General features: G+C 66.2%; 11 protein-coding genes. 4 read left to right on the plus strand and 7 right to left on the minus strand.

Annotated elements, in window-relative coordinates:
• A partial coding sequence (locus ON44_RS52025) for a hypothetical protein (protein ID WP_218007626.1) occupies positions 1 to 289 on the plus strand: 289 nt, incomplete at its 5' end.
• A gap of 445 nt (positions 290 to 734) precedes the next feature.
• Here ON44_RS52025 and ON44_RS23605 read toward each other — a convergent pair.
• The 5 genes from ON44_RS23605 to ON44_RS23625 all read right to left on the minus strand — a co-directional run bounded on the left by ON44_RS23605 (position 735) and on the right by ON44_RS23625 (position 6651).
• Positions 735 to 2552, minus strand: coding sequence for a BTAD domain-containing putative transcriptional regulator (locus tag ON44_RS23605; RefSeq protein ID WP_040693752.1), 1818 nt, complete (start codon positions 2550 to 2552; stop codon positions 735 to 737).
• A gap of 79 nt (positions 2553 to 2631) precedes the next feature.
• On the minus strand, positions 2632 to 3216 hold the full coding sequence (locus ON44_RS23610) for a DUF8176 domain-containing protein (RefSeq protein ID WP_040693753.1): 585 nt from the start codon (positions 3214 to 3216) through the stop codon (positions 2632 to 2634).
• Between the two features lie 284 nt (positions 3217 to 3500).
• Positions 3501 to 4640, minus strand: a complete 1140-nt coding sequence (locus tag ON44_RS23615) for a lipase family protein (protein WP_040693755.1) — start codon at positions 4638 to 4640, stop codon at positions 3501 to 3503.
• Entirely contained in the window at positions 4637 to 5893 is a 1257-nt protein-coding gene (locus tag ON44_RS23620; protein ID WP_245567300.1) for a cutinase family protein, read from the minus strand. Before ON44_RS23620 ends, ON44_RS23615 begins: the two co-directional genes overlap by 4 nt.
• The gene (locus tag ON44_RS23625) at positions 5890 to 6651 is read right to left on the minus strand and encodes a hypothetical protein (RefSeq protein ID WP_157187271.1); all 762 of its coding nucleotides are present in this window, start codon (positions 6649 to 6651) and stop codon (positions 5890 to 5892) included. Before ON44_RS23625 ends, ON44_RS23620 begins: the two co-directional genes overlap by 4 nt.
• 755 nt (positions 6652 to 7406) lie before the next feature.
• Here ON44_RS23625 and ON44_RS23630 point away from each other — a divergent pair.
• Positions 7407 to 8213: an MmyB family transcriptional regulator gene (locus tag ON44_RS23630; RefSeq protein ID WP_083898092.1), complete on the plus strand. Its 807-nt coding sequence runs from the start codon at positions 7407 to 7409 to the stop codon at positions 8211 to 8213.
• Between the two features lie 67 nt (positions 8214 to 8280).
• Complete coding sequence (locus ON44_RS50415; RefSeq protein WP_157187272.1) at positions 8281 to 8496, plus strand: hypothetical protein; 216 nt, start codon at positions 8281 to 8283, stop codon at positions 8494 to 8496.
• 100 nt (positions 8497 to 8596) lie between these two features.
• On the opposite strand, the gene ON44_RS23635 is transcribed toward ON44_RS50415, so the two are convergent.
• Entirely contained in the window at positions 8597 to 8971 is a 375-nt protein-coding gene (locus ON44_RS23635; RefSeq protein WP_157187273.1) for a hypothetical protein, read from the minus strand.
• A gap of 873 nt (positions 8972 to 9844) precedes the next feature.
• On the opposite strand from ON44_RS23635, the gene ON44_RS23645 reads away from it, so the two are divergent.
• Positions 9845 to 10447: a hypothetical protein gene (locus ON44_RS23645; protein WP_157187274.1), complete on the plus strand. Its 603-nt coding sequence runs from the start codon at positions 9845 to 9847 to the stop codon at positions 10445 to 10447.
• A gap of 234 nt (positions 10448 to 10681) precedes the next feature.
• Here the strand turns inward: ON44_RS23645 and ltrA are convergent, their stop codons facing one another.
• The gene (gene ltrA, locus ON44_RS23650) at positions 10682 to 12448 is read right to left on the minus strand and encodes a group II intron reverse transcriptase/maturase (RefSeq protein WP_051182379.1); all 1767 of its coding nucleotides are present in this window, start codon (positions 12446 to 12448) and stop codon (positions 10682 to 10684) included.
• Between the last annotated feature and the right edge of the window lie 158 nt (positions 12449 to 12606).

Consider the following 12606-nt stretch of genomic DNA (forward strand, 5'->3'; position numbering starts at 1 on the left):
AAACTACGAACCCAACAACGCAAAACCACAGCGGATCGTGGCATACGTGCGGCGAGGCTGCCAACGGGAATTCTGGGAATGTCCCGGCGATTTCCGGGAACAGCTCGACGCTAGCTCGACCTCGAACGCGACCGCAACCGCAAAAGTGCGCGAATTTCCAGAATTTTTCCGATCAAGCCGGGATTCGGTAGCGCAACGCGGAAATGCGATGAACGCGAATATCCGCAGGCAGGACCGCGGCGCGGCAGGCCAAAGAGATCTAAAGAAGGAAAGAATGACAAAAGAATAGAGAAATGGGGAACAGAAGTAGGGAATAGAGAGCATGGACCAGGCGCACGAGACCACAGCAGACGGCCGATGAGGACCGGTCGAGCATGTCTATACGGCTTTGTGTATAGACAATCCCGGGTGACACCCGGCCGGATATATAGCGTTCCACCTGCGCTTTTACTGCACTGGGGCGGGTCGTTTTGATCACCTCACCGAATAGGGCACGTAACCTCACCATCGAACAATGCACGGGTTATTTTTCATCGAGACACCCCATCCACTCGAACCACCACCCCGAGGCCGCAGCCAATTCATCGCCGCGAAATATTCGCCTATTCGTGCCATTCGGACGGCATTCAGACAATGCAACGGCGGCCATTTCGAACCATTTCCACGATCGTAGCAATTCGATTTACATAATGATCGACAATCGCTGAAATGGGAAGCCTCGTGTTGGTTCTTCTCTATTTCGTGGCGCGGCGGAGTTGTTCGAGGAGCTGCCTGGTTTCGGGGCTCGGGGTCTGGCCTATTTCGGCGAGCGTGCGGGTCAGAAGTGAGTAGGTGCGTGCGAGGGCGGCGTATTCGCCGAGACGGGCGTGCAGGCGGAGAATGTCTTGCCAGACAGTTTCGTTGTAGGGGTCGCTCTCAGCGGTTGTCTCGAGCAGGCCCAGGGTGGCACGCGGGTCGTTTTCGGTGTTACGGGTAGCCAGCCAGCTCAATGCATTGAGGGCGTTGCGTCGTGCCGATTCGCGCAGCGCTTCCACCCAGGAATCGGTGAGGTCGCTGGCCAGTTCACTGGTGGCCAGCTCAGCGATACGTCGGGCAGCGGCGGCCTGGTCGGTGTCGCTGCTGGCGCGGCGGCGTTCGGCGACGGCGACGTTGAATTCCCAATAGTCGACGCCGACCAACATGCCCGACAGGCGGTAATGCAGCCGGTCGTCGGCGAGCAGCCCGGTGATCTGCCCGCCGGTGGCGGTGCTGATGGAGGTGCGTAGGCGGCTCAAGGTGTTGGTGAGCGCGCTGGTGCCCCGCTCCGGTTGGCGTTCGCCCCACAGCATGTCGATCAACTGAGCTCGCGACAGTCCCTCCGGGTGGAGGGCGAGCACGGTCAGCAGCTCGCGGATGCGGGGCTGCAACTGCGCGGTGACCTCCACACTCGCCCCAGTGCCCCGAGCACGCCAAAAAATCCGGGTCGGCCCGAATACCCGCAGCGCCAGGGCAGGCGCAGCCTCGTTTGGCGTCTGGACCGTTGGAGAGTTCGCGGGCTCGGTGTCGAGGCCGGGCTCGGGTGCTGCGACGAGTTCGTCCTCGACAGGTTGGCCGGCATCCTCGCCCCCGCTACCGAGGGCAGGCTCGGGAACCGGAAGCGGTGCAGTGGGTTCCACGACCGCAGGCTCAGGTGTGCGTGGGTGCGGTGAGGGCGCAGGCGCCTGCTCGAGGCGATAGATCGTCGGCGGGGCGGTCTGGTGGCGGGTTCGGCCTTCCTGGCGGGCGGGGGCACCTGCGGGCGGTTCTGCGGGCCGGACCCGGCGGGTGGGCGTGCGGAGCTGGAGGTGCAGGGCCGTGGCGATGGCTCGGGCTGCGGGGAGCAGGTGCGGGCGGCGGCGCGGCGCGCGGGTACCGTGCAGCAACGCCTCGGCGCTGGCCCGGCTGTCGGGCAGGGTGCCCAGCAACGGGAGCCCGAGGGCGGCGGCGAACTCGCCGCGGGCACTGGCACCAACGAGCACGATCCCTCGGCGACGGCTGTTGCGGGTGAATGCGCGGATGCGGCGGGCGGCCAGCTCAGGGTCGCTGTGATCGGCGCGCACGACGATCAGGCAGGCGTCGGCGGCGGCCAGGACCGGGTCCGGCGCCGAATCGGGCTCGGGGACACCGCAATCGGCGAACACGGTGGCCCCGAGGGCACGCCAGCTCATGTACGGGCCGGTAAGCAGCTCGGCGGCCGGTACGGCTCGGTCGGCGTCGCGGTGCGGTGGCGCGGCCAGCAGCGCATCCCCGCCTGGCAGGAACTGCACGTGCTGGGCCAGACGATCCGGGTCGATCGGTTTGCCGGGCGTGATCGTGCGGGCCAGGCTCGCCAGGCCCAGATACGGGTCAGCGCCGACCATTTCGGCGAGCTGCCCGCCTGCGGGGTCGGCTTCCACGATCAGAGCGGGTTCTGGGCCGGGCCAGGTGTGGGCGAGGGCGAGGGCGGTTGTGGTGGTTCCGGCGCGTGGGCTCAGGCCCGCGACCGTGATCAACAGCGGCGCCTGCGAGCCCGCTGGTGTGGCGCTCGCGCCCATCACGACTCCACGCTGGTGCCCGCCGCGACAGGACCGGGCGGGCGGGTTCGATGGACGGGGGTCTGTGCTGCGGTCGTGGTCATCCTTGCCCCTGGACGTTGCTGATCAGCAAGCCACCACCCTCGCCTGCGCGGGTGTTGATGACCTGGAGATAGTCCACCCGTTGCCGGTCCGGATGCAGCTCCACCACATGCACGTTCGCGGTCGTCTCCGAGATCGGGGTGACCGCCACACAATGGGTCGTGCCCGCCGGAATCGAGGCGATCCCGGCGGCGAGGCCGTCACCGGTGATCCCGGACTCCGGTGCGAGCACCCGCATCGCCGCCTCAGCGCTGCGCTGGGCGTAGTACGCGGCCTCGAACGAGGCGATCACTCCCGCGACGGTGGCGGTGGTGTCTCCGGGGCGGTCGGTGACCACGGTGCCCGACAACCCGGTGCACGCGCCCTCGACCACCACAGTGGTAGTCGCCGGTACCGCCGTGGCATGCACCGGATCAGCGGGGTCACGGGAGTCGTTGCCCCACACCCCCACCCCACCGATCACCACGGCCACAGTGGCCGCCAGCGCGGCCCACACCCGCCCCGGCACCCGGTGCCCGGCACCGTCCCACCGCGCCGGTGCCACGGCCGTGTCGGCCTCGTCAGGAGTCTGTGGCAGCGCCACCAGCCATCGGTCCTCCCGTGGCGGTGGTTCAGGACTCGCCCCGGCCCGACCCCGGTCTCGGAATCGAGATCGGGGTCGGGGTCGGACACGAGGTGCAGGGCCGGTCCCATGCGCGGCTGCTCGAGCCAGGCCCACGGGTCGGCCTCGCTGGGCTTGGGCTTCTTGCGGAAAATCATTCACCTCGCCTCATTGGGAGTTGTTCTCGGAATGGTTGAGTCGCCGGGCCTGCCCGCACCCCGTGGAGGGGGAGTTGTTCGGGGTGCGGGCAGGATCCCCGGAGGGGTCTAGGAGTGGGCCGCGTGCTCGGAGTCCGGTGGCACGCGCCCGGTATTCGGCGGCCGGCGAGTGATGTCCTCACCCAGCCTCGCGAGCACATCCCCGGTAGCGGCACTCGCGGTGTTGAGGTGGCCGGCGTCGTACTCGCGCCAGCTGACCTCGGTGCCGCGTTGCCGGTAGGCGATGAGTGCGCGGCGCCCGGCGTGCACCGGAACGATCGCGTCGGCACTGCCGTGATACAGGTGCAGCGGCATCACGGGTTTGGTGTGGGCGAGGGTTTCCAACGCCAGCACACGCCGCCACCACAGGTCGTTCCAGGGGTCGGGCCGTCGGCACCAGTGCGCCAAGGGTTGCGGAAACCGGTGCAGCAGTTCGGTGCCGGTGAGGTGTTGCGCTTCGGCGACGGCCTGTATTCCGTTCTCGTTCAGGACGTGGCGCAGCGGGATGTGTTCGTAGGCTCGGGAGAGTCCGATCAGCCCGGCCAGCCCCACTGCCGCGCCCGCGCCCTGGCTGAAAGCCGGTGCCAGCGCGGCGAGGTCGGAGGCGACGGCTCCGGCGGCGATACCGCGTAGATCCACCTCGGGCGCGTACCAGGGGTGCAGTTCACCGGCGGCGGTGACCGCTCGCCCGCCGTCGGCGTATCCCCAGGCCACCACCGGTGCGACCGGAGTACCGAGGTCCGCGCCGCGATAGACCGCGCGTGCGAGGTCGAGCACGATCCGGCCCCCGGCGCGGGCGGCGAGGAAGGTATGCGGTCCGGCACCGGTGAGGCCGAGTCCTTCGCCGTCGGGTATCGCCACCACCCACCCCCGCCGCAAGGCCGCCTCGATCTCCGTGGTGGCGGGTTCGGCGCCGATCGCCAGCAGCTGCGAGGGCGCGCACACTCCGCCGAGTCCGCGAAATTCCGGGCAGTACACCAGGATCGCGGTGGCACCGGGCTCGGAGACCGCTTCGGGGATCAGCACGATCCCCGACGCGGGGGTGAGTTCGGAGCGGGAATTGGTGGAGACGTAGATGATCTGCCACGCTCCCGCCGCCGAAGTCAGTTGCGGCACGAACACCGGCCGCGTCCGCACCAGGCCCCCGGCACGGTGGCCGTCGAGGGTCGGCGCGTCGTAGAACTCGCTGTTCATTGGTTCGCTGTTCACGGCTGCCTCCCGGCGAGGTCGTAGGCGAGTGCGGTCATCCACGCGATCCCGCTGGCGAGTTGTCCGGCGGCGGCGTAACCGGTGTGGCGGCCGACCAGGTCGGAGTATCGAAGCCACACAACTGGATTCATCAGATCGGCGTTGTCGGTGACCAGCTGCCCCCACGCGCCCGAGAGCTGCGCGGCCAGTTTCGGCAACTGCCCGACCGGGTCCCCGGCCACGACCCCGGTGATCTGCGCCCACCGGGCCGTCGCGGCGGCCGTCTCCTCCGGGGTCGCAGGTGGGGTGCGGGGGTCGGCTGTGGTGGTGAGCTGCTGCGCGAGGCTGGCCTCGGGCACATAGTCGACGACGCCGGGGCCAATCCGGAAGTCGTGGTTCACCACGGTGGTCCAGGCGTCACCGAGCACGCCCGAGAGCAGGGCCTGGATCGAGCCGAGCGCTGCTATCGGATCTCGTAGGTCGGCCTGGGCGGCGATCTGCGCGGCCATCCGCAACAGGGCGGCGTGATCGGGTGCCGCGCAACTCAAGTCGCCCTCGACGCAGATATCGGCCACCCGACCGGTCAGCGCGCCGTAATCGAGGCCCTCGTCCGTGGCGATCCCGCTGCCGGACGCGGGTGCGGTGGTGATCGCCACCCCCGATATCGCCGCCCCCGTTGTGCCGGGGGCCGGGTCGGGGGTGAGTTGGCCGGGGCGGCCGGGGATCACAGGCGATCCGGGGGCGCGATCGGGATCGGAGTAGAGCGCGATACCCGCGATCTTCTCGGGGCCGACCGGTCCCTCGCCCGCGCCGACAGCGCGCGCGAATTCCGACACCACCTGCGCGCCTTGGGAATACCCGACCCCAGCCAGCGCGGTGTCCGGGCACGCGGCGGCGATCCGCTCGGCGGTTTCCTCGAGCGCGGCGACACCGGCGCGCACCGAGTCCGCGTAGGCGTCGGAGCCGCCGCCTGTGCCCACCGCTCCCCCGAACCCGGCGGGATAGGCAATGTAGCTGCGCTGCACCAGATCCGGGACAGCGGCCACCACTGGGCCGAGCAGCGCACCGAGCATGCCGGTATCGGCCAGCGGGTCCGCCCCGGGTGAGGACTGCCCGGTGCCCTGCACTCCCAGCAAATACAGTGCCGGGCACCCATTGATCGGCACTGCTACCGCGAGCGGAGTCGTCGCGCTCATCGCCCCAGCTGCACCGAGTGCTGTTGCCATCGCGACGGCCGCGAGGATGCGCGCATGGCCCTTCGTCGTGGGGATCATGGCTGGCCCACCCCCACACCGGCACCGAACCCCGCACCCACCGTGCCACCGGCCACCGCACCCACCACAGCGGCAGGCGCACCGGCCACGATCGCACCCACGGCAGCGCCCACCGCCGCACCTAACGCGGTACCGGCCACACCGGAGGTGATCGTTCCGATGACCGGTACCGCCACCACGGTGCCCAGTGCGGCACCGGCGATTCCGCCGATGGTGCCGCCGACGAGACCGCCCACGACCGCGCCGAGGGTTGCGGCCGGTGCTCCGGCAACGACCGCGCCACCTGCACCGCCGAGCGCTGCCCCGCCCAGCGTGGCTCCGCTGACTCGATCGGAGCGTCCGGCGGGGATGCCGACCGAGTCCAGGGCGGTCGCGACCTGTGCCTCAGCGCCTGCCGCGGCGTCGTTGATGGCGTTCGCGCACTCCGGGGGTAGCCAGTCCGGGCGCGGTGCTTCCCACTGCCCGACTCGAATTGTGTTCTCCGGCGGCTCGATCGGGGCTACCGGTGCCACCGGTTCGGGCAAATGGAGATCCTCGATCGCGATCGGCTCCACAGGTTGGTTCACCGATGGTGCCGGGCGTGGCCCGGATCCGTTGCGGATCTCGGGGGGCTGGGAGTAGTACACCGGTGGGGGTGGTACGGGTTCCGGCGGAGGTGGGGTGGAGGTTCCGGGCTGCGCGGGGCTGGTGACACCGGGCTGATCAGTGATCTCCGCAGGCGCGGTCGCGGTCGCGGTCGCCGCCGACAGCAACATCACGATAGGCACCGCACCGGCGAGGACCGTCCTGCCGCCGCGAGACAGACTGGTGTGCACACGGTTTCGGCGCACATCGCCGATTACACAGCGTTGAACCAGAGGTGATTGGGGGGATTTCCGTGTTTTGGACATGCCGAATAAACCCTTCATCGGTCAGGGCGATAATTGAGAAAGAATGGTGAATACGCGGGGGGCGGGCGCGTGTTATCGCGGCCCTCCCAGAGGCGAAAGCGCTTCTGGGAGGCCGCTTCTCAGGTGTTCACGTCACACGAACATAAAGATGATCGACAGCGCCTGCCAGACCACGTTCAAGGCGTTGGATGCCACGATCAGGCCGTCGTTCAGGATCTGGAGGGGATCCACATCGGTTTCCTTTCAATCGGTTTGGACTTGCCGTTCTATCCAAACCGTGAAACCTCGTGGAATGCCAGGGTTTACGCTCACCTATTTTGCGGTAATGCTCCGAGCGTCAAATTGCTATTCTGGGCTTGTCCAGCGCGTTTGCTGAACAATTGTCGCTGGGAGCGTCAAGGAAAATTTTTTGCTGGATCGTCTGCGCGGCACACTGATTCGTGGCGGGGACGACCCTGGATGGTTCGTTGGTGAGCTATCTCATTGCGATCCCTCGGTGCGAAGACCTTGTCGTGTCAGAGACCGTCTGGTAGGAACGAGAGCATCATCTTGGGGGCAACCAATCACCATAACCTTGCTAGATCTGTAGCGGAAGACTCTAGAAAGATGGGGGGGCTCTGCACATGAGCCGCAATCCTGCACATCGTGCACACGGCCACACACGACGTGGGTCACTGCCGCACATCCCGACCTTGGGCAGCGCCTGCTTGGACATCCGCAACGAGTTGGGGCTCTCGCGTGCGGTGGCCCAGCAGCGTCACGGGATCAGTACCAGCTACCTGTCCGACATCGAGGCCGACCGCACCACACCAAAACCCGAAACCCTCGAAAAGATCATCAACGGTTACGATCTCGATCCCCCGCGCACACGACACCTGCGCGAGCTGTGCGCCCCACCCGAGCACCTGCCCACCGCGGAGCGCCTTCGCCGGTATGTGCACGACGACGTCGGTCTCATGACTTACCTGCGCGACCTCGAGAAACGTGATCTTTTCGCAGCGTATGTCGATCCGCTGTGGAACATCCTGGCCTCGACCGACGGATTCCGATCATGGCTGGCGGGTATCGGTGAAGACGGGAACGTGCGGGCATGGGTGTTCACCCGGCACGCCCGTGCGGTCCTGACCGACTGGCGCTACGAAGCCATGCGCACCGTCGCGGTCGTCAGGGCGGTATTGGGCGCCTACCGCGACTCCGAACAAGCCCGCGACCTGATGCGCCACCTTCGCCCCAGCCGGGACTTCCAGCGCCTCTGGAAATCCAGTACCCAGGTGGCTTACGGCCGCCACGTCAACGACCTGCTCCACCGACGCGATCCCGGCACCGGAGAACTCGCCTCCTACCGCATCAGCATCGCCGACCAAACCCAAAACCAACACGTCCAACTCGTCACCGCCATCCGCCAGCCCTACTCCGGCCCCGACATCTGAAAAATCTTCGACACGCGGTGAGACACGCCAAGACGTGGTGTCGCACCGGCGTGAAGATCACTTCACCATGAAACGTCCGCTTCACCCTCGACGAAACGAAACCATCAGCGGCGCACACGAAGCCGAGCCCGGCCAGCAACTCGAACAGCATCAGCAAACACACGTGACAGCAACAAACCATCGCTTTGAACGAGTGCCGCTGAAACTGGGTAAGGCTAGTTCGCTGGCAGACAATGCAATTGAAATCGGGACTGCCCCGGTGCGGTTGACTCCTGACCTGTGAGGATTTCGCCCTCACGGTGCTAGGACTCGCAATGCCAAGTCAAGCCGCGGTGACCGGATTCGGTGTGTGGAGGCTGAACTCGCGTCCATCGGGCATGTCTCTACCGGTCGATCGCGGGCTGGCCCAGCGTGTCGAACATGTGCTCGAGTGCCTCGAGGGCGGTCTCGATATCGAGGCAGTGTCGTAGCTCGCGCATGATGCGTCCGCGAAACGGTGCCAGCTGTTGTGCCTCGATCGCGCGGACGTGGTCGAGGTTCCATACCTGGCGACCGCTTGCCGTGATCTCGGTGCGAGGACCGAAAAGCGACTCCAAATCCTGCTTGCGGTAGCCCCACAGTCGTAGGTCTACCTCGGAAATCATGCCTGCCTCCGCCAGATCCCCATCGTCGTCGACACGTTCGGCGCTACCGCGATATTCGGCCATGATCCGCTCGTCCTCGAGGTCAGACCCACGGACATCGAAATTGGCAGACATACCAAACCCCCAATACGTTCAGGACGAGCCTCGCCGCCCCTGCTTGTCACCGAAATCTACAGTGCGCCAACCCAAGACACCAGCAAGCAATCGCGAAGCCCATGATCTCGGCTACCAGGTTTCAGCTGCCCCCGGCGCGCCGTGCATGGCACACGCCCCGAGGTTGATGGTCAACCGGCGCGTGCGGCGGTGGTGGCGGAGCGCCTCGATGTCATGGGCGGTGCTGGTCGTGTTTCGGTATCCGCCGTGGCCAACACGCTCCAGCGAAGTACACCGTGGCCAGCCCTCCAACGCCAGTACCCAGACATGGCGATGGCCCTCGAACCAAAGGGGTAGTTCGAGGGCCTCGACAAGAGTGACCACACTGCGGCAATTCGGATTCCCCAAACCTCTCAGCGGTTGTCCCAGTACCGGGCCGACCGCCCATCCCGAAATATGTCGTTTGCCACCCCCGTTGTGGGACCACCGCGTTGCCAGTCGTGGGACCACCGACAGCGGAACAGAAGTGGAACAGGTTATTGCGCTGTCGATTGGCGAACGCTTAGTTCCCGAGCGACCGATATGCGGCATTTCCGGATGTTCGTTCGGGCGGGATGCCCCGTCGCAGCTTCATACCTTTCGACACGTTTTATCGACACCGCTTCGGCGGGGCTGGCCTGGCGGTTCCCCTCCCGAAGGGTGCAGTTGTGTGGCGGCGTCTACATCGCGCGGTCCTTGACGAGTTCAATCCTTTCAACGGTGGCGCTTCCATCTATTCCGCAGCGCTGTGAGCAGGGATAAGCCGACCGGTGAAGTGCCGATCGCACCCATCCGTGCGGCGGGTCGGTGCCGAAGAGTCGTTGTCCGAATCCACTAATCGACGGGAGTATATGAGTGCTACGCAAAGCGTTGCTGATGCTGGTGGCGGCCCCGGCAGGGATGCTGATCACCTTCGGTGGGGCGGGGGCCGCTCAGGCCGTTGTTGTCACCGAGTTCCCCAGCGGTGATTTCCGGATCGTTGGCGAGGACTCGCAGCTGTGCCTGACCTATCAGCCAGGCGTACAGGGTCGATACGAGCCTGGGCCGAATGGTCAGGCATACGACGATTATCACGGTCAGTCCACCTACACCACCAACCCGACCGTCGCCGCTCTCGACTGCACAATCGCTGTGCAGCAACGCTGGTCCACTGCGGACAACCTGCTGATCAACAGCGATAAGTCCGACATCCGGGGACGTTTTGCTCTGCGGTACCTGCCCGGCTTCAGCATGGGCAGCCTGTTCGGCTTCGGCGACTTCGGCGACAGCGTCGGCGACACCGTGGAAATGGTCGGCGAAGGTTCCAGGAACGCGGTCAGGTGGCAGACCGAGGACGGCTACATCTTCGAGCAGGGCCGACCCGACCGGGTCATCACCTACGATCTCGCCAGCAAGAAGCTGATCATGGGCGACCGTGGGGGCGCGAACCAGCGCTGGCGTTTCGAGCCCGCGAGGTAGAACCCTTGTGGGGTGATGGCCCTGCGGTACCCACCCCACAAGAGGGTATCGATCCGCCGAGGTTTGTGGGCGCTCAGCAGGACACACCGGCACCGTCCTGCTAGGGGCGGTGACAACGTTCATGTCAATGCCACCGTCCTTGGAGAGACGCGTACTGAAATGCCGGGTAGGCCGGGCGCATTGCTGCGCCCGGCCCCCCTCAGAACCGGACGTGCACGATTCCATGCATCCGGCTCAAGCAAGCCCTTGGCGGGCTGATGGTGTTGTGTCGGGCTGCGATGAACGGCAGCGTGTGTGGATGAGGCGGAGTTCGGATTGTTCCGGTGTCCGGTCCCGTAAGGTGATGGCGTTGTTGGTGATCGCCTTGCGGGTGGTCGCCAGCCACTGTTCCCATTCGGCCGGGGTTTGTGGCGGGTGGTCGGCGTGCAGGAGTAGCTGGCCGCATCGCGCGCAGCGGCCGTTCTGGGCTTGGATCAGCCGCAGCCTGGTGCTGTCGATAGGCAGTCGTATTCCTTTGCGCCGCCGGGTGTTCCAGTAGTCGGTCAGGGCAGCGTCATCGGGTGATGCTGTGCCGGTGACCATCTGGTGCCGGATGATCCTGGTCCAGGCGAACTTGAGTAGGTAGGCGCCGCTGTCGCGGTCGCCGAATACCCACCGATCTTGCCGGGACTTGTTGAACTTGCCGAAGTAGCGGCGCACGATCCACCGTGTCGGCTTGTTCGGGTGTGTGCCGCGGGCCCACTTGTAGGTCAGCTGCCACAGGTAGTGATCCAGGTCGTTGAATTCCTCGCTGGACACCACGCTCCGGTAGTAGGCGGCCCAACCCCGGATGATGGGGTTGAGCCGTGAAATCACTACGGCCGCATTGGTTCCCCGCAGGGACCACATTTCGGCGCGCAGCCGTTCCCGGATCCGTCTCAGCGCCGCCTTGCTCGGCTTGATCAGTAGCGTGCCGCGATAACGGCGGACGTTGAACCCGAGGAAATCGAAACCCTCGTCGAGGTGGACGATGCTGGTCTTGGCCTCGTTGAAGGTCAGTCCCCTCGGCACCAGCCATGCGGCGAGGCGCGCTTTGATCTGTTCGGCCTGCTGCCTGGAGTGGCAGAGGGCGACCAGGTCGTCGGCGTATCTGATCAATACCGGTGAGTTCCGGTGCACCGCAGCGGCTTTGGGGCCACAACGGTCGTAGCGGACTCCGGCAGCGGTTTCCATTCCATGCAAGGCCACGTTCAACAGCAACGGACTGACCACCCCGCCCTGCGGTGTTCCCGCCTCGGTCGGGGCGAGCAGTCCGTTCTCGACCACGCCCGCTCGCAACCATCCGGCGAGGCGTTCCCTGGCGGGGAACTCACCGGCAGCAGCGAGTAGCCGGTCGTGGTCGATGCGGTCGAACGCTGCGGTCAGGTCGGCGTCGAGCACCCATTGACGGGCCGGATTCTTGCCCTTGGCCACCTGGAAGATGGCCTCGATGGCGTCGTGGCAGCCACGACCGGGCCTAAATCCATAGGATCGCGGTTCGAATCGGGCCTCCCATTCCGGTTCCAGCGCATTGACCACACGTGCTTGCAGCACTCGGTCCACGATCACTGGAATTCCCAGCGGCCGCCGTTTCCCGCCTGCCTTGGGGATATACACCCGCTTGACCGGCCGGGCTGTCCACGGTTTCGCTTCATGGTGGATCCACCGTGTCAGCTCCGCCTTCTCGGGGCCGGTCGTGATGACCTGCCCGTCGACGCCCGGGGTCTTGCGGCCGACGTTGACCTCCGTCACCCGCCGCACGCTTGCCAGCGTGTTGGCGCGGGAGCGGAGCATCAGCTTCTGCAGGTTGCGGACCCGCTTACGGTCGCCTGCCTGCGTTGCCGTGAAGATCCGTCGCCGCAGACGCCGTACGTCATGCTCGATTGCCCGCCAATCTGCAGCGGCCCAGTCGAATTCGCCGTCCTGCGGTCGGTTCACCATCGCGGTGTCCAACGTGTCCGCAGGCTCTGGTGTCGTCGTCATCGTTTCCTTCACAGGCTCACCTGGCCCGCGTCAGCACCCTTTCGGGTCCGGACACTCGGTCCGGTATCCGGCCGGTTATCCGCGACCGGCTGGCGGAGGAGCCAGCCACGTCTGGTCGCGGTTTCCCGCTGCCTTTCGGCCACCGGCGTTGGCTTGTC

Origin of the sequence: Nocardia vinacea NBRC 16497 (assembly GCF_000308835.1) — a bacterium.
Taxonomy (GTDB): domain Bacteria; phylum Actinomycetota; class Actinomycetes; order Mycobacteriales; family Mycobacteriaceae; genus Nocardia; species Nocardia vinacea.

Excerpts from the sequence above, each read along its gene's own strand:
- ON44_RS23605 (WP_040693752.1), bottom strand. The coding sequence starts at position 2,552 with ATGGGCGCGAGCGCCACACCAGCGGGCTCGCAGGCGCCGCTGTTGATC.
- ON44_RS23620 (WP_245567300.1), bottom strand. The coding sequence starts at position 5,893 with ATGATCCCCACGACGAAGGGCCATGCGCGCATCCTCGCGGCCGTCGCG.
- ON44_RS23630 (WP_083898092.1), top strand. The coding sequence starts at position 7,407 with ATGAGCCGCAATCCTGCACATCGTGCACACGGCCACACACGACGTGGG.
- ON44_RS50415 (WP_157187272.1), top strand. The coding sequence starts at position 8,281 with ATGAAACGTCCGCTTCACCCTCGACGAAACGAAACCATCAGCGGCGCA.
- ON44_RS23635 (WP_157187273.1), bottom strand. The coding sequence starts at position 8,971 with ATGTCTGCCAATTTCGATGTCCGTGGGTCTGACCTCGAGGACGAGCGG.
- ltrA (WP_051182379.1), bottom strand. The coding sequence starts at position 12,448 with ATGACGACGACACCAGAGCCTGCGGACACGTTGGACACCGCGATGGTG.